Annotated in this window: 21 protein-coding genes and 2 pseudogenes; 9 read left to right on the plus strand and 14 right to left on the minus strand. The window is 63.4% G+C overall.

Annotation, left to right across the window (positions count from 1 at the left end; genetic code table 11):
- Nucleotides 1–2 precede the first annotated feature (2 nt).
- The 3 genes and pseudogenes from A5658_RS27875 to A5658_RS28615 all read left to right on the plus strand — a co-directional run.
- Nucleotides 3–2,384, plus strand: coding sequence for a hypothetical protein (locus A5658_RS27875; RefSeq protein ID WP_156751230.1), 2,382 nt, complete (start codon nt 3–5; stop codon nt 2,382–2,384).
- A gap of 118 nt (nt 2,385–2,502) precedes the next feature.
- Entirely contained in the window at nt 2,503–3,090 is a 588-nt protein-coding gene (locus A5658_RS02885; protein ID WP_067330931.1) for a hypothetical protein, read from the plus strand.
- Between the two features lie 394 nt (nt 3,091–3,484).
- Nucleotides 3,485–3,631, plus strand: a pseudogene (locus A5658_RS28615) (ATP-binding protein); the annotation flags it as partial.
- Between the two features lie 140 nt (nt 3,632–3,771).
- Here A5658_RS28615 and A5658_RS27880 read toward each other — a convergent pair.
- Both A5658_RS27880 and A5658_RS27310 read right to left on the minus strand, forming a co-directional pair.
- Nucleotides 3,772–5,583, minus strand: coding sequence for a hypothetical protein (locus A5658_RS27880; protein ID WP_156751231.1), 1,812 nt, complete (start codon nt 5,581–5,583; stop codon nt 3,772–3,774).
- A 798-nt stretch (nt 5,584–6,381) separates the two neighbouring features.
- The gene (locus tag A5658_RS27310; RefSeq protein WP_082992909.1) at nt 6,382–6,795 is read right to left on the minus strand and encodes a hypothetical protein; all 414 of its coding nucleotides are present in this window, start codon (nt 6,793–6,795) and stop codon (nt 6,382–6,384) included.
- Nucleotides 6,796–7,049: 254 nt separating this feature from the next.
- On the opposite strand from A5658_RS27310, the gene A5658_RS02915 reads away from it, so the two are divergent.
- Entirely contained in the window at nt 7,050–7,544 is a 495-nt protein-coding gene (locus tag A5658_RS02915) for a hypothetical protein (protein ID WP_067330948.1), read from the plus strand.
- On the opposite strand, the pseudogene A5658_RS02920 reads toward A5658_RS02915, so the two are convergent.
- Nucleotides 7,544–7,816, minus strand: a pseudogene (locus A5658_RS02920) (molybdopterin-dependent oxidoreductase); the annotation flags it as partial. The gene A5658_RS02915 and the pseudogene A5658_RS02920 overlap by 1 nt on opposite strands.
- Nucleotide 7,817: 1 nt before the next feature.
- On the opposite strand from A5658_RS02920, the gene A5658_RS28620 reads away from it, so the two are divergent.
- Nucleotides 7,818–8,051, plus strand: coding sequence for a hypothetical protein (locus tag A5658_RS28620; RefSeq protein ID WP_067330952.1), 234 nt, complete (start codon nt 7,818–7,820; stop codon nt 8,049–8,051).
- Here the strand turns inward: A5658_RS28620 and A5658_RS02930 are convergent.
- Together A5658_RS02930 and A5658_RS02935 are read right to left on the minus strand one after the other, a co-directional pair.
- A complete protein-coding gene (locus tag A5658_RS02930) occupies nt 8,038–9,507 on the minus strand; it encodes a multicopper oxidase family protein (protein ID WP_067330954.1) in 1,470 nt (489 codons plus the stop codon). The two genes, A5658_RS28620 and A5658_RS02930, sit on opposite strands and share 14 nt — an antisense overlap.
- 141 nt (nt 9,508–9,648) lie before the next feature.
- Nucleotides 9,649–10,398, minus strand: coding sequence for an ArsR family transcriptional regulator (locus tag A5658_RS02935; protein WP_231997187.1), 750 nt, complete (start codon nt 10,396–10,398; stop codon nt 9,649–9,651).
- Between the two features lie 92 nt (nt 10,399–10,490).
- Between A5658_RS02935 and A5658_RS02940 the strand changes: the two genes are divergently transcribed.
- Nucleotides 10,491–11,792 (plus strand): APC family permease, encoded by a 1,302-nt coding sequence (locus A5658_RS02940; RefSeq protein WP_067330956.1) that lies wholly within the window; start codon nt 10,491–10,493, stop codon nt 11,790–11,792.
- A gap of 59 nt (nt 11,793–11,851) precedes the next feature.
- Nucleotides 11,852–12,340: a DoxX family protein gene (locus A5658_RS02945; protein WP_067330958.1), complete on the plus strand. Its 489-nt coding sequence runs from the start codon at nt 11,852–11,854 to the stop codon at nt 12,338–12,340.
- Between the two features lie 120 nt (nt 12,341–12,460).
- On the opposite strand, the gene A5658_RS02950 is transcribed toward A5658_RS02945, so the two are convergent.
- From A5658_RS02950 to A5658_RS02980, 7 genes are all read right to left on the minus strand, one after another.
- Complete coding sequence (locus A5658_RS02950) at nt 12,461–13,345, minus strand: alpha/beta fold hydrolase (protein WP_067330961.1); 885 nt, start codon at nt 13,343–13,345, stop codon at nt 12,461–12,463.
- A 28-nt stretch (nt 13,346–13,373) separates the two neighbouring features.
- Nucleotides 13,374–13,820 (minus strand): PaaI family thioesterase, encoded by a 447-nt coding sequence (locus A5658_RS02955; protein WP_067330964.1) that lies wholly within the window; start codon nt 13,818–13,820, stop codon nt 13,374–13,376.
- Between the two features lie 83 nt (nt 13,821–13,903).
- The gene (locus A5658_RS02960; protein WP_067330967.1) at nt 13,904–16,966 is read right to left on the minus strand and encodes an RND family transporter; all 3,063 of its coding nucleotides are present in this window, start codon (nt 16,964–16,966) and stop codon (nt 13,904–13,906) included.
- Entirely contained in the window at nt 16,963–17,400 is a 438-nt protein-coding gene (locus A5658_RS02965) for a DUF6188 family protein (RefSeq protein ID WP_067330969.1), read from the minus strand. Before A5658_RS02965 ends, A5658_RS02960 begins: the two co-directional genes overlap by 4 nt.
- A 61-nt stretch (nt 17,401–17,461) precedes the next feature.
- Complete coding sequence (locus A5658_RS02970; RefSeq protein ID WP_067330971.1) at nt 17,462–18,112, minus strand: TetR family transcriptional regulator; 651 nt, start codon at nt 18,110–18,112, stop codon at nt 17,462–17,464.
- Nucleotides 18,109–18,636 carry a PaaI family thioesterase gene (locus tag A5658_RS02975; RefSeq protein WP_067330973.1) on the minus strand — a complete coding sequence of 176 codons (528 nt, stop codon included), beginning with the start codon at nt 18,634–18,636 and terminating at the stop codon, nt 18,109–18,111. The genes A5658_RS02970 and A5658_RS02975 overlap by 4 nt, the downstream gene beginning before the upstream one ends.
- The gene (locus A5658_RS02980) at nt 18,633–20,156 is read right to left on the minus strand and encodes an MFS transporter (RefSeq protein WP_067330975.1); all 1,524 of its coding nucleotides are present in this window, start codon (nt 20,154–20,156) and stop codon (nt 18,633–18,635) included. Before A5658_RS02980 ends, A5658_RS02975 begins: the two co-directional genes overlap by 4 nt.
- A gap of 168 nt (nt 20,157–20,324) precedes the next feature.
- Here A5658_RS02980 and A5658_RS02985 point away from each other — a divergent pair, with 168 nt between their 5' ends.
- A complete protein-coding gene (locus A5658_RS02985; RefSeq protein WP_067330997.1) occupies nt 20,325–21,020 on the plus strand; it encodes a TetR/AcrR family transcriptional regulator in 696 nt (231 codons plus the stop codon).
- Here A5658_RS02985 and A5658_RS02990 read toward each other — a convergent pair whose 3' ends face one another.
- On the minus strand, nt 21,021–22,217 hold the full coding sequence (locus tag A5658_RS02990) for a cytochrome P450 (RefSeq protein ID WP_067330978.1): 1,197 nt from the start codon (nt 22,215–22,217) through the stop codon (nt 21,021–21,023).
- 83 nt (nt 22,218–22,300) lie between these two features.
- On the opposite strand from A5658_RS02990, the gene A5658_RS02995 reads away from it, so the two are divergent.
- Nucleotides 22,301–22,882 (plus strand): TetR/AcrR family transcriptional regulator, encoded by a 582-nt coding sequence (locus tag A5658_RS02995; protein ID WP_067330980.1) that lies wholly within the window; start codon nt 22,301–22,303, stop codon nt 22,880–22,882.
- A gap of 795 nt (nt 22,883–23,677) precedes the next feature.
- Here A5658_RS02995 and A5658_RS03000 read toward each other — a convergent pair.
- On the minus strand, nt 23,678–24,058 hold the full coding sequence (locus tag A5658_RS03000) for a DUF4411 family protein (RefSeq protein ID WP_067330983.1): 381 nt from the start codon (nt 24,056–24,058) through the stop codon (nt 23,678–23,680).
- Nucleotides 24,059–24,103 lie beyond the last annotated feature (45 nt).

Genomic DNA, 24,103 nt, shown 5'->3' on the forward strand with positions numbered 1-24,103 from the left:
TAATGGCGGCGATGGCGGTCCGACCCGTTCCGGCGGGTCCGCATTCCGATGAGGTTATCCCGCCGCATTTGTGGCCGATGGCGCACAGCATCGCCGCAGAATTAGCGGCGAATTATCGCTGCGCTGCCGCTGAGCAGTCGGAGCCTGCCGAACTGGCATACCGGCGAGCCTCTCAGCAGATCGAGGAAATGACGGAGGGAGGCGCCGGACAGGGGATAGCGGCCGCGCATCTGCGCCTCGGTATCGATCACGCAAACCTAGGGGAGTTACGCAAGACGCTCGCGAATGCGTTAGCCCGGGCCGCCGAAGCTACGCGAGAACTGTCAGCGCATCTGGAGACGATCGACCACCAGGCGCATGACGAACTCACAGGAGCACCAGCACAACAGCGGGCCGCTATTATCGCGAAACACCGCGCGAGAGCTGAGACCGCGCATCACGGCGCAGCTGCCACCCTGGGATACTGGAACACCCAGACAGTGGAAGCGATTGAACCCCTCGTCGCAGGCATCGTTGGCCGCACCATTCCTGACGCGCCACCACCCCCGCCGATTCCTGAGACGCCCGACCCGGGCCCAGGCCCGATCGAACGCCGCGGCGAAAAGTTAGGGAGTCAGGGCGGTGATGCTGAGGGTGGTGACGTCGAATCGAGCCCCGCTGCCATTCAACAGCGCAGTCCCAAGACAGGTGATCAAAGCGATAGCAGCAGCCTCGATCCGGATCGAATAGAACGGCGAGCACCCGAGGACGCTACGGTTCTGCCGTCACCGCCGGTCGGCTTTCCGGGTGGTGGATTGTCATCCGCGGGCGGGCTGGGCAGCTTCGGTTCAGCTGGTGGACTGAGCGGCCTGAGTTCCGGCGGCGGTCTGAGTAGCCTGGGGCCCAGCGGTGGTTTGTCCAGTTTGATGTCGGGCGGTGCGCCTGGTGCGCAAGCAGCAGGTCTTAGCGGCGGTTTGCCATCGAGCCTTCCGACCGCGCCGCAGGCGGTGACGTCGGCGGGTGCGTTCTCGCAAGGTGTTTCGGCGGGGTCCAGCCTGGGGTCCTCGCTGATTTCGTCGCCACCGTCGACCGGTATCGGTTCGGGCGCAACAGCTTCGACGACTGAAACGAGCACGGCGAGTCCGGCGGCTGGCTTGTCGACCAGCGGCGTGCCCTCGACGGGCCTCGGTGCCGCAGGCGCATCCTCTCCGGGGTCAGCGGCGAGTCAGGGGATTGGTGGGCCGGCGATGATGGTTCCCACGCCCGGGATGGGTGCTCCAGCCGCGCCGGTCTCGGCGGGTCCGGGTGTGGGGACGTCCGCGATATCGGCTTGCAGCGGCGCCGCTTCCTCTGGTGGCTCGTTGGGTTCGACCGGTGGGTCAGCAGTGGGGCCAGGGCAGAACGGAGCGATGTTGGTGCCGGCAAGCGTTCACGGAAGCGGCAGCGCGGATTCGGGACGCCGGCAGAGGACTGACTCGGCAGAGCTGGCGAGTGCGAAAGCGTTGGCGCTCAGGCTTCGACGGGATTGCGACGGTGCGCGTTACCCCGTCATTGAGTGGGCGGTGGGTATGTTCCGAGGTGAGGCCGGCGGCGCTACCGAATGCGCGGTGATGTCCAACGAGGGCTTCGGCTACACGCCGTGGGGAGTATTTCTGCCTCGAGCAGCACGTTTGGTGGCTACAGACCCTCTGGCCGACAGCGAATTTCGCGCGAAGTGGTTCGGATGTAATGATGCCGGACAAGTATTGGCAGAGTATGCGAAGTTGCGGGCGCAGCGCGGATCTCATTTGGTCGCTATGGGCTTGACTACACCAAGCGGGTGCGAGCGCCTACAGGGTGTTGAGTACGGAATTTGCCCGCCCCGCAACGTGAACGAGAACTGCAGCGAGCCAGTGCTCGACGATATGCACGCACACCGCCTGGAAGTGTTGCATCCGGACCTGTTTACTCGGGTGCAGCGGCTCACAGATACCGATGCTGCGGCGCGTGCCTTCGCAAGCCAGGTGTGTGTTCCGTTGGCAATCCAAATGATTGACGCTGTGCAGATGTCGACCGATCTACAAGCGCCACTTGAGCTTCGGAAGATGTGGGACCTGCTCGGTACGGGCGACACAATCTCAGACGATGACTGGCAGGACTACCTCATGGCGTCGATGGTTGAGTACGTGAACCTCAGCGCACACCGGCCAGGCAACGATGGCGGTGTAGCCGAACGCGAGCGTTATCACGCCCAATGGGTCTGCGCGCGAACGATGGAGTTCCTACGGGGCTGGCGGCACAGCAGCCCAGACGTCTACGACATGATCTATGCCGCCGCGGTGGCCTATCCGGGAGACTTCGACGCCAAATTAGGCCCGTTGTTACGGGTTCTGGAGGACAGTAGCCAATCAACGCGGGGACTCTGAGCCTCCTTAGCGCCGAGCGGCCGAACCGCGAGCCCACCTTTCTTCAAGATAGCCTTGAAACACTGGTCGTGTATCGCCTATCATTCAAGACAGCCTTGAAGAAAATGGAGAGCTTCACATGGCGGTATTGGACGACACTGCAGAGGCGTCGAGCCCAGGCGGCGTCGTTCGGGTTCAGGTCGGCACTGACGGGCGGACCATGCGGGTCCGGTTATCGCCATGGGTGATGCGCCTGTCGGCAGCCGAGCTCGCCAACGATGTCGTGTGCGTGAATACCTTGGCCGCCTTGCGACTTCAAGTAGCGCAAAACGTGCGTTCTCGTGCTGAGCTGGCAGCCTACGCGACCTATGTTGATCGGTGCTGCGGCATTCGTCGGTGGCAACGCTCGGTAGCCAGGATGCCAGCGGCGGACGCGAAGGCCACGCCACGTAAATGTCAGGACCACGAGAGAGTGGCAGCGGACGTAATGAAGCGGGTGAAACGAATTGAGGAGTTGCTGTCGTGTGCCTCCGCGACCACCAAAAAATGCGCCGGTCGCAGTGATCTAGTGGTGTCGGTCGATAGCGTAGGAAGACTAACGGCCTTGTGGTTGTCGCGGCGCTGCATGCAGCTTGCCAGCGCTGCAGAGCTGGAGGACGTTATCAATCGCGCGCTGGCCGACATAGAGTCGCCTGACCATGCGGGCCGACTGACCCGGTCGGCCTGAAGTTATTCAGCCTGCTAACGGATCCGTCTCAAGGCAGTCTGAAACAATCGGCGACGTGGACCACGAAAATCGCGCGCTCGCTGATTTGCTCGCCGCTCAAGCAGATCTGGAGCGTCTCACGGCGGAAGCCGGTGAAGCTCGGCAGCGGCGGCGGGACGCAGCGCGGCGGCTAATCGAATTGGGGCGAGGTACCTCCTGGATCGCACGCCAACTCGGGGTCACGGCCCAAGCGGTCGACGGGTTCGTGAAATACCAACAGCGCCAGCAAAAAAGGCGGGAGCTGCATTAGAGGTCGACGGCACTGGTAGCAGCGTGTCTTTGAAAATCCACGTCAAAGTCGAACGCGTGTCTGTTGCGGAACCGGCCAGAAACCGAGCCGGCTACTTGCCGGGCCGAGCGCACCAGCGGCAGCGACATCCGCGAGATCGTACGTCGCGCCGTCCTGGCGGGCGACGACGGACACGTTAGTACCGCAACGTTTTTGGCAGAAGTGGGCAGCGGACGCTACCGGCCCACAGTTCCGGACGGGATGTACCTGTAGATGAGCGCGCAGCGCAACGACATCCCCGACCCCCCAATGCGCGGAGAAAATGCTGGCAGGCCGCCGTCCAATCATAACGGTCTGGAACGCTGAACATCTTGGCTTCCTGACAGCGCCCTTAGGCATCTCCGGTCAAGGTGTCATCTATTTGTGTTGCAGACCCGGACGTCAAGTCCGAGCTGATGTAGTGCTTCGCGCACAGTTTTAGCTATTCCTGGCGATTGTTGTACAGCAACAACTCTGAGGGTTTCGGCTGCGACGAGTACGGTAACTGTGTCGAGTACTGTTTGTCGGGCTACTCGTTGGGATATGGGGTTTTCAGGGTCGTCGCGGTGATCGTCGAGGATGGCCGCGGCGTCGAGCCGGCTATCTCTGTTGGCGTGGGCGAATTCGAACAGCGCGCGATCAAGTGAGCGGAATTTCGACCAGCCAGCCATCGTGATCCATCGCCGTGCGATCGTCGAGGGTCTGGACTCCAACGTGCGGGCGACGTCGGGGTAGAGGCGCCACGTACGCAATCGAGCTGCTTGGTGCAGTGTGCATCGCAGTATGCCCATGGCGCGGTCGTCTTCTACGATCCAGAGCCAGTATCCGGCGAGCAGCGTCGAGGAGATCTGTGTGGCGGCGGTGGCGATCTCGGGTTGGGACTGGTTCCAGTGCGCGCACAACGCGGCGAACTCCGCGGTCAAGATGTACGGGGACGCGGGGATGAGATGTTGGTGGATCTTGAGGCGCCCATTTGAGATTTCGCAGTCTTGGGATCGGGCGTTGTCGGCAGCCAGGAGCCGCGAGAACCGATGTGCGGAGAAGGTGAGTTCGGTCAGTTGCTGGGGTGTGCGGCGGTGAGCGTTGTCTGTGTCGGCAAGCGCGGTGTGGTAGTCGGTGTAGAGGGGCCCAAGTTCGGTGAGGGCGCCGATGGCGGCATATTCGCGGTCAACCAGCGATATAATCGCTGGCGGTAGGCGGGTTGGCGTGGGCTTGCTCAGGGGTACTGGTCTTTGCGAGGGGTGTTGGACGAGGCGTCGCTCGGGCAGTGGCGGCACCCTAGAGGTTACGCGCGTCGCGGCGCGGTCTTTTGAGAAAACGTACGTCGTTGCCGTGGCCAGTCGCATCTGAATCATGCACAGCACCAACGCATCCAAAAGAACTTGGGTCGGGCCGTTGGTGTCGGTCGCTGAGGGTTCGGCGTCGCGGTCTCGCGCAACCTGGCACTCCATCCGCTGATTGGCGTGTTGACCGTCGATGTGCTCGCGCAGTGTGTGGTACACGTGGGCAGGGCATAGGGTTCGTCCGTCGATGTGTACATGCTCATGGTCGGTGCCAATGCCACCCGCCGTGCGTGGGGGGTCGTCGAGGTCATCGAACCGGTCAGCAAGCTCGACGTCAAAGGTATATCGGCCGAGCCTGTCCATGGCGCGCTGCGTCCATGCTCTGGCGATAAACGACTCGATCGGCTCGCGGCGACCCTGGACGACAGGGCCGGCCCGCGCCAGCAGTAGTGTCCATCGGCCAAGTTGTTGCCGCAAAATGATTGCTGCGCCAACGGTTTGGCCGGCTAGCATCAAGCGCAAAGCCGCGATGGTGCTTTCCAAACCCCAGGACAGCTGCGTCGGCCACGGGCTCTCATGCGGCGGCGAATGTTGACTTAGCTGATGACCTTGGCGGATAAAGATCGCATCCAGTTGGCACACCGACAGCAACGGACCGAGGCACTGGCCCATCGAAAGTTGAGCAACGGCATCAAGATTATCGATCCGAGTCGAGTGACGACCGATGAGTGCGTCAATGAGTCGTGTGGGGCCGCTTGCAGCGACGCGCTCATACGCTTCGACGGTGGCCGGAACGTTGCGAGCGCGTCGTTGGGCCTTTAGCATCGCACGTTCTACCTGTTTGGGAGTCGATTGCGATTGGCCGAGTCTGCGCTCGAGTTTGTGACGGCTTTTGCGTCCCATCGCTTTTCAGCCCTTCGTGTGACCGGTGAGAGGCTGCGTAATCGCATACCAGCGACCGCACCGCAGTCCCAAGCGTCGGCCACCCAGTGCTGGTGTGGCCTCGCGCTGTCGTTGCATGGCCGCAGCGTAAAAGACCCAGCAGACGGCCGTCTACCAATGCCCCGGAAATAACTCACGTGCGAATAATCGCTTCGGTCGCCGCTCAGCGTCGTGATCACCGGTCCCGTCGGCAACTGTTGGCCGTACGCTTGAGCGCGAGTATCCAGCGATCGGCATTGTTGTCGGGCCGCGTGAAAAGCAGCTACTGTCAATCAAGCTGGTGTTGATGCGGCGATCGTGACCATTGAGTTATCAACTCGGCGCGGCAAGGGCGGGCCCGGTCAACAAGTGCACAGCGCGCTGCGACGCGCGATCGGTGGCAGCGCGCTCCATCGAGCGACTCGCACCGCCATCACCACTTCTCGCAGAATCCGGCGCTCGTCTACAGGAGTTGTCGCAACTCGGCTTCGGACGTCGTAACCTCGCTCGCCGATGCGGGCGTCGCGGCTTCAACAAGCCACCAAACTCGCTGCGCGACAGGCGCACCCACTGCAACTCCGGCGCTGGGGCATGTCATTTTCGACAGTATGACATACGCCGCTTTGTTGACGGCGCGGCCGCATCGACGAACCGCGGCCGCGCTCGCGGACAAGGTCGCCGCGCGCCGCGAGGGTAGCAGGTTGGGAGACGCGCGCGGGCGCGCCCGCGCTGCGTTCCCGCGGTGCGCCGCGCCGCGGCCACGGGGCGGATTCCCGGTGATTAGGTCAACAGCCCGGCGGCTCGAAGGGCCTTCAGCAGGCGCGCGGCGGCGCGCACGGTGGCAGCGTGCTCGCCGCGATGCAACGTGCCCAGGGTTGCGGCATCGGTCAGGTTGTCGAGGACCGCGCGGCACGCGTGCGGCGAGGTAAGGACGATCGCGGCCGCCTGGGCCGGGTCTGGTGGCGGTGGAATCACCTCAACGATTCGGTCGCGATACTCCACACACCACACCGGCTTTTCGACCCGCTCCACGACGCGCTCGACGCGCAGGCCGATCGCCCCTGAGCGAGCAGCCCGGCGCTCCTCGTAGGCGGCCCGGCGACACTTTTGCGAACACCACAACCGTCGACGCCCCCTACCTTCGGGAGCGGGCAGCTGCCCACGGCAGCGCGGGCAGACAGACCCTTCGGACATGATGACACGCTACCGCATTTTCGTACGGACGAAATGGTGTTATCGACCCGTGACCTTAATGCAAGAGGTGTGTGGTTCGTGGGGTGCTCGAAAACGGTTGGTGGCAGTGCGCTCTGGTGAGCGGTGTACTGATGCGAAGCGGGTTATGTTGTGGGAGTGGGTTACTGGGATACGGGCGGTGTGGACAAATGGGGACACGGTGATGTTGTGGGTGATGGTAGAGACGCGGGTCGACCGCGCCGTATGGTGCGGCCATGGCGAATATCAACTCCAAAAACGCGGCGCGCAAAAAGGTTCGGGAAGCGCAGGCTCGGGCGAACGAGGCCCGGTTGCAGCGTGAGTGGGAAAACGTTGATGATGCGGCGTCGCTTCTGGTCGAGCTGGGCCGGCTGGCGGCGGTCGGCGAGTGGCAGCGGGGCCGAGTCGCCGAGATTCGCGCAGAAGGTGAGCGGCGGCGACACGAGCACCGCCAGGAGGGCGCAGCGGCGGTGACACGAATGGTGGATCGTGGGGAAACGCTGGCCGCGATCGCCGAGCTGGCCGGCGTCATAGTGAGCGAGGTCCGAGCGGTGCTGAAAACAGCGGGCGCACAACCTGTCGCGCCGCCAGATGCACTCGGTGTGCCTAGCGCCGCGAGCGACGCGCCTGACAGCGCGCACGAGGGTGCGGTGGCCGCGGCGCTAGGCACACCGGCGTCGGCGAACACAGCGGGCGGGTACTCGTCAAGCATTGCGTCCAACGCTTCCTAGCCCTCGGTGTAGGCGATGATGAACTCGGCGTCGATGCCGCTGGCGTCGCGCACACCAGCCGCAGCAGCCCGTCGAGCAGCGCCAAATCGGTACCCGGCCGGACCGGCAGATGCAAGATCCGCCTTAGCGGCCGTGGCCGTGCGCCGAGGGTCAACCACCACGAGCTTGGCGACGTCACGAACGCGATCCATCATGCGCAGGAACAGGATAGGGGGACAGTCCGCCATGTTGGCGCCGATCACCACGAACAGGTCGGCGCCGTCGAGATCGTCCATGCCCGATCGGATCATGGCGGACATAGCGCAGGTGCTCGGACAGTTCCTCATCCAGGGCGGTTTCGATTGCGACAGTCCCCAAATCCCGACAGACACCTTCGGAAGGTTGAACACCTGCCGCACCTCGGCGGCGATCTGGTCGGATGCTGTTATTGGTCGCGACCAGATGGTCACGCGCGGCCGTCGGCAGGCGCTACTCGCGGTCGGTGGTTGGGTGGTCAGGTGTTGTTGAGCAGCGCCATGAATCCGTAATCCATGTGTAGCTGCTGGTGACAGTGGAACAGGGATAGGCCGGGTTGGTCGGCGAGGAAGTCGATGTCCATGGTTTGGTAGCCGCCGAGCATGGCGACGTCTTTGTGTATTCCGGCGGTTGGGGTGCCGGCTATTTGAGTGATTTCGAAGGTGTGCCGGTGTAGGTGGATGGGGTGAATGTCGTCGGTGGCATTGCGCAATCGCAGCCGGTAGCGCTTGCCGTTCTGAATCTTGAAGACGGGCTGTTTGGTGTCCATGGAGAACGGGGTGCCGTTGATGGTCCAGATGTTGAAGCCCTGCTCGGCGGCGTTACGCTTTTCGATCAGCATGTCGATGGTCTGGTCCGGCGGCGCCGCGGGGGCGGGGTGGGCTGCGGTGAAGAGTCGGTAGTCCCATTTGAACGGCGGGGGTGGTGCCCATTGCGGATCGCCGCCACGCCCGGCGTATTCGACGACGATACCCATGCCATTGTTGCGGTCGTCGTCGGACAGATCGCCGAGAATCCACACGCCTGGGTTGGTCATCGTCACGATAGCTGAAATACGTTCGGCCGCACCGAGCCACAGCACCGGCACGGTGGCGGGGTTGGGTACTGGATTGCCGTCGAGTGCAATGACGGTGAAGGTGTGTCCAGGCAGGGCTAGGCTGCGGTTCTCGGTGGCGCTGGCGTTGAGGACATGCAGCAGCACGCGTTGCCCGGGCTGGACGCGGATAGGTTCGCCGTGGCCGAGCATGCGCCCGTTGATCGCAAACGCGTCGTAGCCGACCTCGTAACCGTGCGGCTTGCCCTGGGCCAGAGACGCTGCCATGGCGGATTCGCCTTTAGCTTTGAGCCGGGGGTCTTGGTCGCCGGCGAGGAAATCGGCGGCCATATCGCCAGTGGTGCTGAAGCTGGGCTCAAACTCCTTGAGGGTCAAGAAGATTTCCTGGTCATAGGTGCCGGGGTTGAGTTTGGGCTCGATATAGACAGGGCCGACCTGTCCGTTGTACTGGCCCTGTGTGAGGTCGGAGCCTGGGGTGAGGTGAGTGTGGTAGAAGCGGAAGCCTGCCGGCCCGGGGGTGAAGGAGATGCGTCGCATCCCGTGAGCGGGGATAAACGGGGTTCCCTCCTCAGCGGATCCATCGACGTCGACTGGCACGCGTTGACCGTGCCAGTGCACCTGCTCGGGGGTATCGGTGTCGTTGTATATATCGACCCAGGTGGTTTTGCCTTCGGTGAAGCGCAGCAGCGGCCCGGGAAATTGGCCGTTGTAAACCGTGGTGGAGATCACCCGGTCCGGGGCCAGCTCGACGGTGCCGGTGCCGATGCGCACCGTGTAATCCGTTTTGCCGCCCGGCGGCGACGGGTGCGAGGCCCCCGAACACCCCGCCCCGACGCCGACGGTAATCGCCGTCAGCCCGCTGTATTTGAGGAAGTCACGTCGATCCAACAACATGGCGGAATTACCTCCGTGGTCTAATGATGGGCTCGGACAGCAGCCGCGACCGCCCACGCGGCGCGGCGGCAGCCTTGGGGCTGGTGCCGCGACTGGCGACATGGACTCGCTCGGTTGAGGCGATCGCCATGATCATCGCTCCTAACGGTGGTGGGCGAGGCTGGGCAGCAGAAAATCGATGCGGGTGTTCAGTTCGTTTGCCACTGAACGGAATACGGAAAGGTTGGCGTGGTCGGCGGCTGCGCCCGGGTCGGGCAGGCTCCAATGAATCGCCAACGCCGATCCGTGCTCGCGGGGATATTCACGGACCTTGTCGCACAACGTGATTACATAATCGAACGACCGCCCCGCTATCGCGGTCAGCGCTTGCGGGTGCCGGTGGCTGAGATCCAGGCCGTAGTCCTCACTCATGACCCGCACCGCGTTGGGATGCAGGCGTGGCTTGGGATGGCTGCCCGCGCTGGCTACCCGCACGCGGCCGCGGCTACGGTGGCGTAGCAGCGCCTCGGCCATCGGTGAGCGCGCACTGTTGCCGGTGCACAAAAACAATACCGACGCGCCGACGGTTGCGCGAATAGTCGTGTCGGCGGAAGGCCTCAGTGCGGGATGCAGCGCCACGGCGGACTCCCTGAACGCGGCTGCGCACCGAGCCAGGTTGAGGTGGTAGTAGCTGTCGCGTCCATCGAAGCTGCTGCGCCTCGCCTGGACCAGCCCCGCGGTGCGGAGCAAACCCAGGTGGTAGGAGATCAGGTTCTGTGGTTCGTCGACAGCGACGGCCAACTCCTTCACCCGTCGATCACTACCGGCCAGCTCACGCAGCAGCGCCCACCGCAGCGGATGGGCGGCCATTCGCATCAACAGCGGAACCTCAGCCGGATCGGTGCTCGCCACCCGACGAGATTACATCAAATTGGTTTGATAGGTTATCGCGTAGCGGTGTCTAACTCGTGCCCTGCGGTCTGCGAACCTCGAGGAGAGATGACATGTCCGACAACGCGCTCGCCGGCTCGTCGGGCACCCCTGCGTCCGGTGAGTTGCGGCGCCGACTGGGCGTCTTCGACGCGGTGTTGATCGGGCTCGGCTCGATGATCGGCGCCGGGATCTTCGCCGCACTCGGTCCGGCCGCGCGCGCCGCCGGCTCGGGATTGCTGATCGGGCTGGCGGTCGCGGCCCTGGTGGCCTACTGCAACGCGACCTCCTCAGCCCGGCTGGCCGCGCTGTATCCGGCTTCTGGCGGTACTTACGTGTATGGCCGCAAACGGTTAGGGGATTTCTGGGGGTACCTGGCCGGATGGGGGTTCGTGGTCGGCAAGACCGCGTCCTGTGCGGCGATGGCGCTGACGGTGGGCTCGTATGTGTGGCCGGCGCAGGCGCATGGGGTCGCGGTGGCCGCGGTGGTCGCGCTGACCACGGTGAACTACTTCGGGGTGGAGAAGTCGGCCTGGCTGACCCGACTGATCGTGGCGTTGGTGCTTTCGGTGCTGGCCGCAGTGGTGGTCGCAGCGCTGACCTCCGGAACTGGCGCCTTCGACCAGCTTGACGTCGGTGCCGACGCCACTTTCGGCGGAGTGTTGCAGGCGGCCGGGCTGTTGTTTTTCGCCTTTGCTGGCTATGCGCGCGTTGCCACCCTGGGTGAAGAGGTGCGAGACCCGGCCCGCACCATCCCGCGGGCGATTCCGCTGGCGCTGGCCATCACCCTGGTGATCTATGCGATCGTGGCCGTGGTCGCACTGGAGGTGCTGGGGCCAGGTCGCCTCGCTCAGGCGGCCGCCCCCCTGGCCGATACCGTGAAGGTCGCCGGGGTGCGATGGCTGGTGCCCGTGGTGCAGGTCGGCGCCGCGGTCGCCGCGGTCGGCTCGTTGCTGGCACTGCTGCTCGGAGTGTCTCGCACCACCCTGGCGATGGCGCGTGATCGTCACCTTCCCCACCAGTTAGCGGCGGTGCATGAACAGTTCAAGGTGCCACATCGCGCTGAGCTGCTGATCGGTATCACGGTGGCGGTCTTGGCCGCCACCGTCGATGTGCGTGGGGCCATCGGCTTTTCGTCTTTCGCCGTGCTGATCTATTACGCCGTCGCCAATGCCTCCGCGTTCACCCTGCGTCGTGAGGAGGGGCGCCCGGCGCGCTTGATCTCGGTAGGCGGCGTGATCGGCTGCGTGGTGTTGGCGTTTGCGCTGCCGATGAGGTCGGTGATTGCCGGTGCCGCAATCCTCGTTCTGGGCATCGCCGTCTACGGGCTACGACGCGTCGTCGCCGCGCACCGCAACTCCCAGACATCGCGTTGAGGCAGGGTTCACAACGTAACCGAGACGAATTGGCCTATCCCAGAAAGGAATGCGGCGCCATGGCCCGACCTGAATCCTGGCTGCGAGCGACGATCGCGACCTGTGCCCCGGCCGCGGTAGTGCTGATCCGCCTTTATGTCGGATTGGTGTTCGCCTGCGAGGGCGTGTTGAAATTCCTGCGGCCCGACTCACTTGGCACCGGCCGGTTCGATAAGGCCGCCATTCCCGCGCCCGCATTCTTCGCCACCTTCGATGGCATCTTCGAAATCGCCTGCGGGGCACTAATTCTGATCGGACTGCTGACTCGGATTGCCACCATCCCCATGATCATCGACATGCTCGGCGCACTACTAATTACCAAACTGCCTATCTTCTGGGGCCACGCCCTGCTATTCCGCGGCGAACACGGATGGTGGGACTTTATCCACGAAAGCCGCGTCGACCTGGCCCAACTGTGCGGCAGCGTATTTCTGCTACTGGTCGGAGCCGGAACCTACTCCATCGATGCCCATCTGACGACCACAACCGACATTGCCAGCCGGCGGTGAATGCCCAGCGCCGAAAGCGGCGCAGCTGCCGTGCGGGTGGCAGCGGCACTCGCGCTAACTCCCCTGCAGCTTGCCGACACGTCGCGGTTATCTGCCGCGCTCTTCCGGCAGGTTCACCACTTAGACGGTGCGTTCGAGAAAATCGGCGACGGCTGTGGAGAAGGCGTCGTTGTCATCGCCGGCGATCATGTGGCCGGCGCCCGTTATGTCGGCGGTCTGGGCGTGGGGAACTAGTTCGATGAAATCGTCTACCGTCTCTTGAGATACCACGTCGGATAGTAAGCCGCGGACGAGCAGCGTCGGTGCCGATACCCGTCGTGCGCCAGCAGCGAGGAGGTCTCCTATTGCGTCGAACACTTCGGTGCCGGTGTCTGGATCCCCTTGGAGGAATTGAAGGTTCGAGGTAACGAATGCGGGATCCCATCGCCAGACCCAGCGTTGGTCTTCGCGCTGGCGAAGAACCTTGTGCAGTCCGTCGAGATTCTCGGGTGGTCGGCGATGCGGGTTGTAGGCGGCGATGACCTCGGCTGCCTCGTCGATGGTGTTGAAGCCGTCAGGATGAGCGGCCATGAACGCGACGACGCGACGCGCGCCGTGCAGCTCCATCCGCGGGGTGATGTCGACGAGAATGACTGCATCCCATAGCTCTGGCGGGGCGAGCAGGTGGGTGCCCAGAATCGTAAGGCCCCCCAGCGAAGCCCCGATTACCGCGACCGGGTGCTCTGAGCTCATGTACGCGCGCACTGCGAGTAGGTCGGAGGTGAGTCCCTCCAAATCGTAGCGGCCCGTCGGGTCCCAGTCGCTGTCACCGTGGCCGCGTGCGTCGTAGGCGATCACCGCGTAGCCGCGGGCGTGTAACCGGCGTGCGGTGGCCTGCCAGGCGTGTCGATTCTGGCCCCCGCCGTGCAACAGCAGTACGACCGCGCGCGGATCGTCGAGTCGATATACGTCGGCCGCCAGTGACAGCGAATCGCTGGTCGGCACGCGCTCGACGAGGGGACTCATTGGCGGACGCCCGCTTTGGGAAAACACATCAAGACCGCGGTGCTTTCGGTGTCACGATGGTGACGGTGCCCTGGGCCGCACACACCGGGTGTCCGTCGTTGGTGATGTCGATCCTGGCGACGCCGCTCCGCTGGCCCAATGCGATGATTTCGGCGGTGGCGGTACAGGTTCCGCTGGACACTGGTCGAAGAAGGTTTAATTTGAATTCGGTTGTGGCGACCCAAGCACCTGCGGGGATCACGGGATAGAACACCACTCCTAGGCAGTGGTCGACCATGGCCGACAGGCAGCCCCCGTGCAAGTTGCCGAACGGAGTTAGTAGGTCCGGCCGCGCGTCCATCTCGGCGACGAGGCGTCCGGCGACGAACTCGGTGTGCCGGAACCCCAGATAGCCGGCCAGGCCGTCGGAGAGCATCGCGGCGCTCTGCAGTTGCTCGGCGACCTGCTCGTTGAAATCGGCGAACGTCGTGTCCATCGGTTGCGTTTCCTCGCCTACTCTGCTTTGTGAGTCTCACCCGGTCGCGAAAACATTTGAAAGCCCTTGAGTTCGAGGGTGGCTTAGCGGTTGCTTGCGGGATGTGCCACCCGCTGCGGCCACCAGCTGGCGTCGCGTAGGAGAGTGGCGATCGCGGGGACGGTGAGGGTGCGTACGAGGAAGGTGTCCAGCAGCAGTCCGCAGCCGATGATGGATCCTGTTTCAATCATGATCGCCACCGAGCCGGCCAGGAGCCCGAACATGCTGGCGGCGAAGATGAGCCCGGCCGAGGTGATGACGGAGCCGGTGCTGGCGACGGTGCGTAAGACGCCGACTCGGACATTGCGGTCGGATTCCTCGCGGAGCCGGGAGACGAGCAGCATGTTGTAGTCGGCGCCGACAGCGACCAGGATGATGAAGGCTAACAGTGGTACCGGATAGGCGATGGGATAGCCAAGCCCCCATTGGAAGATCAGGACGCCGACGCCCAGCGAGGCGAGGTAGTTCAAGACCACCGTGCCGAGCAGGTACATGGGCGCCAAGATGGCGCGCAGGAGCAGGACCAGGATCAGCCCGACGATGAGCAGGGTGGCGGCGGCCAGTAGTGCAAAGTCCGACCTGAGCAAGTGTTGGAGGTCGGCGTTGACGGCGGGAAAACCGGCGACGGAGACGGTGGCGTTGGCCAGCGATGTGTTGGGTCGGGCGGCGTCGGCGACGGTGACCATCTGCTTGGCCAGGTGGGTCGCCTCGCTGCTGTAGGGGTCATGGCTTGATTCGATGGCGAAGCGCGCGGTCTTGCCGTCGCGGGACAGGAAAAGCTTGGCGACGTCGGCGAATTGGCGGTTCTCGAAGGTGTTGGCCGGTAGGTAGAAGCCGCTCGCGGAATCTGGGGTGGCGCTAGTGCGCGCGGAGTTCTGGAGTTGGGCGGCGATTTGGCTCATCCCGGACAGCATTTGGAGGTTGCTGTCGGCCAGCGCGTGCACACCGGCTGCCAGTGCCTCTGCTCCGGACGCGAGTTGGTTGATGCCGTCTTGGAGGCGGTGGATGTTGCCGGTGATGTCGGTGGGGTTGCCCAGTGCGCCGAAGGCACTGTTTAGTGAGCTGACGGATGCTTGCACGTCGGCCAAAGTGCCGGCGACGGTGGCGTTGGCCGCCGGGTTGTAGCGGTCGCCGAGGTCGGCGACCTGGTTGAAGAAACCGTTGTCGCGCAACGTGATCAGGATTTGCACTTGGTCGCGTATCTGGGCGCATTGCGGGGTAGTCGCACACCAGGGCGAGGTGTTGAGTGCGCCGACGAGTGGGTCGATGGCGGTGATAGCGTTTTGGGCTTGATCGGCCAGGGGGCGAAGTCCGGGCCCGGATTGGATGGCCTGGTCGATACTGGGTGCGGTGGCCGAAAGTTGTTGCAGCAGCGGCCTTAACTGGTCGACGCGTACACCTGCTGACAGTGCTCGGTTCAGAACTCCGGTCAGTGGGGTCAGGGCAGTGCGCACGGTGGTATCGAGTTTCGCCAGTCCGCCGGCGAGTTGGTCGGCGCCGTTGGTGAGTTTGGCGAGGTCGCCTTTTCGTGCGTTGCCGTCGGCGACTGCATCGGCCATCTTGTCGCCGATCTGGCCGTTTTGCCATGACAGCTTGGCTTGATCGAGTCGTGTACCGGCGGGTCGGGTGACTCCGGAAACCTTGGTGACGCCGGGAATCTGCGAGATGCGCGATGCCATTTCGTCAAGATCGGCCAGCCCTCGGCCGGTCCGCATGTCTGTCGGGTTTTCCACCACGACAAATTCACTGATCACCACATCTTTGCGGAAGTGCCGGTTGAGCAGCTGGTAACCCTGGTTACTGGGGGTGGTCGTCGGCTGGCCTTGGCGATCGTCATAGCTGATTTTGATCGTCGTAGCCACCGCTGAAAGAGCCAGTAGGATGACCAGGCTGACGGCCAGCAGCGGTACGGGGCGGCGCACCACCGCGACGGCCACGCTGTTCCAGTAGCGCCGGGTCCGGTCGGGTTTGGGGTCGCCGATCCCGCGCCGGGCGGCCAGCGTCAGAACGGGTGGCAGCAGCGTGACGGAGGCCAGGAAACCGACGAATACCGCGAGCGCGCAGGCCGGGCCAAGGGCGGCGAAAACGCTGAGCTTGGCGAAGACCATGGACAGGAAAGCAAAGGCGACGGTGGCCGCCGAGGCGAGGATGACCCGCCCGATGCTGGCGGTGGCATGGATGGCTGCTTGATCGGGGGGCACCCCGGCGCGGCGCTGCTCGTGATAGCGGCTGATCAAAAAAACCGAATAGTCGGTACCGGCGCCGAGCAGGATGGCGCCCATGAACGCGACAGTGAATTCGGAAACCGGCATGCCAAGCTCGCCGAGCGCGGACAGCACGCCACGTCCAACGGCCAGGCTCACCCCGATGACCAGCAAGGGCAGCACTGCGGTGACCACGGAGCGATAGACGATCATCAGGATCAGCGCGATCAGCGCGGCGGTGGCGATCGAAATGAACAACAGCGCGTGCTCGGCGCTAGCGATCATGTCGCTGAACGTCGCCGGGGGACCGGTCACATATGCCCTGGTCGTCCTGCCGGCGAATTCCTTGGCGGTGATGTCGCGGACGACGGTGATGGATTCTGTAGCTGCTGGATCGCCCAGGGTGCCGACGACGCCGACGGGCAGATACCAGGCTTTGTGATCCTGGCTGACGGCCTGGGCTGCGGTCACCGGATCGGCGAGCAGGTCTTGGACCAGTAAGACGTGTTTGGTGTCGGCGCGCAGCCGAGACACCAGGTCCGCGTAGTCTCGGCGTGCGGTCGGTGTCAGACCGGCAGGGTCCTCCATCGCGACGAACACCATTGTCTTCGAACCCTGTTCGCTGAACGCCACGCTCATCCGGTCGATGGTTTGAAGCGACGGGACATCGTGAGGCACCAAGTCGACCGACTGCTGGCGTACGACGGTCTCCAGTTGCGGGAACAGCAGCGCCAGCACGACGGCGGTGCCGATCCACACACTGAAAATCAGAATCTTGTGTTCAACGGCGAACGCGCCCAGGCGCGCTAGCCGGGGACTATATTCGCTCCTTTCCGCCGTGCCATCACGTTGTCGCCGAACCGACTTCACGACGTCGGCGATGGCTGCGAGAGTGTCGGTCATGTTGCCGCTGAAGGAATCTCGGTTGGGCTGCTCTCGTCGTCGAGAATGTCGTGGCGGACGGTACGGACCCGCCCGCCCGGCAGGCAGGCCATGTAGCCGTGGTGTTGGCCGTAGAGCTCCCACGCCGGGGCGTGTGGGTCAGCCTCAACCTCGATGCGGTGGCCGCGGGAAAACCGGAGGTGCAGTGTGCCATTGTCGGTGCACCAGGCTTCCGTGCACACCGATCCGGCCAAGTCGAGCAGTGGACGCTCATGCTGCGCGACGGCGCCGGGATCGATCAACACGTCCTCGGCCGGGTAGGACCCGGCCGGGGGAAGCGTAAGTCGGAACTGGTTGGAGATGACCAGTTCGTTGTGATCATCAAGGTCTAAGACGAGCCCATCCCGCAGTGACAAGCGCTGAACTGTGCAGCTTTCGATCCATTGGTTGAGCATGAGAACTCCTCTGACACGTAGGCGAGTCTCCTTATACGAGACTACCAGTATCGTTGCGCTACTAGTAGTAGCGTTCGACGGTAATCGGGCTGCTGTGGCTCGTCAGAATCAATCGAGTGGCCCGATCGATGTTGTTGCGGGCTTCATCCGCTGATACCCGCTTGCCGATGAACCTTGTGAGGTTGGCCAGCCAAATGTCGCAGAGCAGCCCGGCGATCAATAGGTGGTTCGGCGAGGGTTCGCCGCCGCTCAAGGCGCGGGCGAGTACTCGTGCGATCACGCCGGTGGCTCGGTCCACCTCGTCGGCGGCCGTCGTGTCGGCGACGACGAAGGCCCTCGTCATCGCCTCGGTGAGCAGGGGATCGCGCTGCCACTCGGCGTGTAGACATTGCGTGAGATGCGCCAAGCGCTGCGGTGGGTCATCTGCGATGGTGGACCAATCGCGCATCGCTTCGACGCGTAAAAACTCGCGAGTCAATGCGCTAACCAAGAGGTGAGTTTTCGACGGAAAGTAGCCGTACAGGGTGCCCACGGCGATACCTGCCTGATCGGCAATCGTGCGCATCTGCACCGCTTCGTAACCACCGGCGCTCGCCAGTGATATCGCCTCGTCCAGAATCGCGTCTCTTCGCCACATTGAGCGTGGGCGCTGTCGCGATAGGTTTCCTTGGCGCATTGTTGCTTTGGCGTCGATAGGTGCGGAAGAAGTCATGGGTTGCGTCGAATTTGGTCGGTCGGGAGTCCGCTTGTCCTGGATAGGTCTTCGAGCAGCTCGTCAAAACCGGAGGTGTCGCCGTGCGCGGCGAAGTGTTCGGCGGTGACCACAACGAATACGGCCTTGGCGGTGAACCGCGTTGCCCCGTCGGCGCCTGTGCCCGTGCCCGTTACGTGTAGGGCGCGGCCTGTTCGGCGGGAAATGCTCGCGCTGAGGCGATGGGGTTGGTGAAGGGGCACCGGTCGGAGATATTCGACCGTCAAGCTTCGGGTGACTGCGGGCGTGCCCGCTATCCACAGGGTGAATCCAAGAACGTCGTCACAAGCGGCCGCAACAGCGCCGCCGTGAGCTAATCCTGGTGCACCGATGTGTCGCTCGTCGAATGTCAGGTCGCTATAGACGCTTTCCCCGATGCGATAGACCACAAGTTGAAGGCCGTGGGGATTCTCAGACCCACACCCCATGCAGGTGGGGGTATGCGAAGGCAGCCGCTCCGGTTCCGGCTTCGTTGGCGTGTTCATGGTTGCCCAATTTCCGTCGACAGGTCACGGCTGTGGTGGTCGATCGCTGTCGGATTCGGGTAGCCACCTTGTCCATTCAGTGCCTTGGCGGGTCGCCCGGGCGCCAAGATCGCGACAATTACTGCGGACAGGCCGCAGACCGCCGCCAACACGATTGCCCCCATGGTGCAGCCGTGGACGAACGCCGTCTTCGCTGAGGCAATCGCTGGTTGCAGCGGTGGTCCGAGACGGTGCGCGGCCTGTGTGGCTGAGGCCAGCGAATCGCTAAATGCCGCTTGCGCCGGGGCTGGGAGTGCTGCGACAACGGGCTTTACGCGATCGGAGTAGCCGGCGGCGAGCAGACTTCCGGCAATGGCCACTCCGATTGCAGCGCCCAGTTCGCGTGCGGCGTCGTTGACTGCGGCGGCGACGCCGTGCTTTTCCACAGGTGTGGCATCGACGACGGCCGCGGTCGACGGCGCGGTGCACAGCCCCAAGCCGACGCCGAAAGCTAGTAGGGCGCAAACGACTTCGATATAACCGGAGTTAACGTCAAGGCCGCTTACCAAGAGCGTGCCAACGGCAATCGCGACCAGCCCGGAGACCGCCATCATTCGTAAACCCCATTGATTGGCCAGCCGGGGTGCGGCGAGCGAGACACCGACAATCGGCACGATCAGCGGCGTCAATGCCAACGCCGACACCAGCGGTGCGTAGCCGCAAATAAGCTGCAAGTACTGAACTAAGAGATAGAACACGCCGAACATCACCAGGAAGTGCAGTACGAGAGATACTGTGCCTGCGGAAAATCCGCGGTCGGTGAAGAGTCGCATATCGAGCAGCGGATCGGACGTACGTAGCTCCACCGCAACAAAGGTCAGTACTCCGAAGGCGCCGATGCCGAACAAGGCGACCACCGCACCATCGGTCCATCCACGCTGCGGGGCCTCGATGAGGCCGACCACGATCAGGCCAATTGCGATAGCGATGATCACGGACCCGGCCACGTCGATGCGGGGGTGTGAGTGCTGGCGCGATTCTGGCACCAACCACGAGGCGGCGAGCAAGATCAGCGCGGCGGCGGTCAGGGCCACGAAGATTGCTTTCCACGACCAGAATTCAAGCAAAACGCCCGAAAGCAGCACGCCCACTACAGCACCCGACGCGGCAACGCCTGCCCAAAGTCCTACTGCACGACCTCTTTCGCCCGCCGGAAATTCACCGGTCAAAATCGACAGCGTCGAGGGCATGACAAGAGCGGCCCCTGCACCGCTCACCGTGCGTGCGGCTATCAGCGACAGTGGATCATCGAGCGCCAACGGCACCGCAGAAGCCGTCGCAAACACGATGAGACCGGCAATCAGGACACCGCGCCGACCGTAGCGATCGCCGACGGCTCCCGCGGGCAGCACCAGACACGCGACCGCCAGCGTGTAGCCGTCGACGATCCAAGTCAGCTGGCTTTGCGTCGCTCCGCTCTGAACGGCGATGTCAGACAACGCGGTGTATAGAGCTGCCATGGAACCGATCACGAGCGCCACCGCGAGGCATGACATAACGAGTGTCCATCGCTGGCCCGCAGATAGCCGGGAAGCTCGGTTGGGCATACCCCCCCTTACGAAACCGACAGTTTTGCTCCGCTACTGTTGGTACCATAAGTGTGGTATCCGTTGAAGCCCGTATTCGTTAATTTGGGTTATGAGGTGCTCGTGACCGACCCGTATGCCTTGGCTCCGGACTCCGACGAAGATGCCGACCCTCGGCGTATTCGCTCGCGCAACCGGCTGTTAGACGCCGCCGCGGCGTTATTGAGCACAGGAGGGGTCGAGGCCGTCACCATCGACGCGGTCACGAAAGCCTCCAAGGTCGCCCGCACCACCCTCTACCGCCATTTCAAGAGCTCGTCGCACCTGCTGGCCGCCACATTCGAGCGACTGCTACCACAAGTCACTCCGACTGCACCGGCCAGCGGCACCCTGCGAGAGCAGTTGATCGAGTTATTGGATAGGCAAGCCACGCTGTTCAACGAGGCTCCCCTGCACGTCACAACGCTGGCATGGTTGGCGCTCGGCCCAACGAACATCAAGGCCGACACCGACGACCACCACGCATCGGGCGCACTTCGCGCGCGCGTGATCGACCAGTACCGACAGCCCTTCGATGCGCTGCTGCACAGCGAGCAGGCACGCGCCGAACTCGACGACTTTGACCTGGAACTGGCGCTGTGTCAGCTTGTCGGGCCGTTGGCGTTCGCGCGACTGACCGGCTTTCGCACCATGACCCACGATGACTGCACAACGATCGTCGACGATTTCCTCGCCGCACACCAGCGCCGCGGTAACGGCACTCATATCGAGTCAAAGTCGGCGACGACGCGGGCAAAAAACACGCGCGCCACACGATAGTTAGTTGGCCGGCCAGATGATCGGCAGCGACAGATAGCCCCGAATCGGCCCAGACCGAAGGCGCACCGCAGAATCGCCATCGACTGCCCAGTCTGGCAATTGTGACAGCAAGGCGCGCAACGCAATTCGGGCCTCCATGCGCGCGAGCGCAGCCCCCAGGCAGAAGTGGACACCGCGGCCGAAGGCCACCTGATGTTCGGGTTTGCGCTCGATATCAAACACATCGGGCTCAGCGAACACCCGCTCGTCGCGGTTGGCGGACCCGAACAAGAGCAAAACCGACTCGCCCTGCGACATCGTGGTGCCGTGCAGCGTCACTTCCCTGGTCAGCACCCGCGAAAGTCCCTGCACCGGCGAGTCATAGCGCAACAGTTCCTCGACGGCCTGCCCGATGAGAGCGGGTTCGGCGGCCAGCCGATGGCGGCTTTTCGGATGCTCGGCGAGCACCACCGCGGCGTTGCCCAACAGATTTGTCGTGGTTTCGTGGCCAGCGATCAGCAGTAGCAAGCAGAACCCGAGTAGTTCGTCGTCGTCGAGCTTGTGGCCGTTGATTTCAGCTGCCACCAAGGCCGACATCAGGTCGTCGCGCGGCGTCTGCCGGCGATCGGCCAGGAAATCTGCGAAATACGTATATACGGCTGCGGCGGCGGCCAAGCCTTCTGCCACTTCGCCGTGGGCAGGATTGGACTGGATCAGGGCGCTCGACCACTGCCGAAATTGCTGACGGTCTTCACGCGGTACACCCAACAGGTCGGCAATCACCATGGCGGGAAGAATTCCCGCGAAATCGGCAACGAAGTCCGCACGCCTCGTCACGTTGCTGTTGAGTCGCTCCACTAGCGCCGCCGCCAACTCGTCGATACTGGTCTCCAACGCGGCTATCCGCCGAGGGGTAAATGCCTTGCTGACCAATCCGCGCAGCTGATCGTGGCGCGGTGGATCCATCGTGATCATCATCGGCAGAAACGACTCCAGGAATGGCGCGTCCGGCGGCGTCGGAAATACCCCGTTGACCGAGGAGTAGGTCTGGTGGTCGAGCAGGGCGGCGGTTACGTCCGCATGGCGGGCAAGAACCCAGGTATTCGCGGTCTCAGCCCGGAAGACGGGCGCTTCGTCGCGCAACTTCCGGTAGACGGGGTAGGGGTCGTCCTGAATGTCGCTGTCGAATGGGTCGTAGTGAAGCTGCGCAGTCGTCATGTCGGCTCCCGCCGTTGTGAGTCTAATAATACAGCCGTTCAATCCGGTAGTTTAGACTGCAAGTCCAATCCGGAGGGGCGTTAATGCGTGAGGTTCCGCGACAGATCGCCGACCGCCTGCCAGCGGCGGCGACGCTGTTCGCCGAGCGCGGTCTCAACGACACCAAAATCGAGGAGATCGCCGCGGCGACGGGTGTCCCCAAAGCCACCCTGTATTACTACTTCGACGGCAAGGAAGACATCCTCGCGTTCCTTCTCGAGGACGTCCTAAAAGAGATCGCAAGCGCGGTCAGCAGCGTCGTAGACAGCCCTGCCACCGGTGCCGACCGACTGCATCGTGTCATCGCAGCCCAGCTGCACGTGATGGCACAGCGACCCGCTTCCTGTCGCGCCCTGATCGGCGAACTTGGCCGCGCGGCGCGGATGCCCATCATCGCTGACAAAATCGGCACCGCTTACCTGGAGCCCGTGGAGTTGCTCCTTCTCGCCGGCGCCGCCGACGGCTCGCTGGCCGCCGTGACCGACGCCAGGGCCGCGGCCACAGCACTTTTCGGCGCTGTCACCATCACCGCCCTGGCCCACCTCGTCGCCAGCGAACCACTCGATGAGGATCTCCTAGCCCGCACGATCCACGATGTTTGGTTCAGCGGACTGCGCCCACGGTAATCACGACCACAACTTCGACGTGGCGGTCTCCGGCGGTCGTGAACGCTGAGGGGCAAGTAGAGTTTGTCTCGGTCGCCTTAGCAACCGAACAACACGGATTGTTTTCGAAGACCCGTTAGGGGATCCCATTACGGGGCACCGCCTCGCCACCGTCGCAGCGGCCCACTGGCTGCGCCGGTGTGTCGAAGTGAACCCGATCGAGCCAAGGTTCTCGAGGAAGCTGGTCATTTTCAGTTGCCGCGCAGTGGTCAATATTCAGTTGCCGCCGACAGAGGGTCGCTTCGTCGGCAAGAGTTAGTTGGGGGAAGCGTTCGAACAAGGTTTGCAGGCCAATGTGCAGTTCCATGCGGGCGAACGGCGCGCTAGAGCAGACTGGAGGGTGCGACTCCGTTTGTTTGGCCACCGATTTGGACACGAAACACTGCGAAACCCCGCTCGAACAGTGGGGACGGAGCGCAACGCTACGCACACTACAACACCGTCCACCTGCCATTATGAGACAGAACGCGATGCATAGAACCGCGACCGGTTAGCTCATAACCTAGAGGTCGCCGGTTCGAATCCCGTCCCCGCTACTAAGGAATCGGCCCCCAGCGCATTAGGGGTGCTGATCACCCCGGACCCGACACTCCAAGCAACTGATCCGTCGCCCGCCCGAAGCGGATAGCGGTGCGGCGCACGCGTCCAGTGCCCTCCAAGCAGCGTGGTGAGTAATCAACTAATGGCCGCCTTGACTGATCAGCACAATTGACCCAGGCGGAGTCACCCTAGTTGCGCCACCCGTAATGGCACTAGTCAGAAAGTCCAGCCCTCGCGCTGGATCAGGTCGAGGAAGCCGATGCACTCCAGACCGATTTGACGACAGACATACGGGATCTTCGGGCGGTTCTCGTTGCCTCCGTCCTCTCCGGTGACGACCACTGCGCCTTTAAGTTTGGCGACGGCGATCACGAACGGGTCGGCCCGGTTGCGGTTCTTCAGGTTCATTACGAGCCGTTTGTGGCTTTGAAGGATCGATCGGACTTCAATGGCGACCGCAGAGTCGGTGGGTACGATGAGCTGATCTTTACGCGGATTGCACCAGGTCTTGGCGGCTTCGTCTTTCGCTTGGACTTCTTCCCAAACCTCTTCGGAAAGGAACAGCTGGAAATCCCCCGAAAGCGTGGAGGCATGCACTATGAGGAGTAGTCATGTCAGAGACGCGCAGGAAGTTCGACCAGG

The organism is Mycobacterium sp. 1245111.1 (genome assembly GCF_001673405.1).
GTDB lineage: Bacteria > Actinomycetota > Actinomycetes > Mycobacteriales > Mycobacteriaceae > Mycobacterium.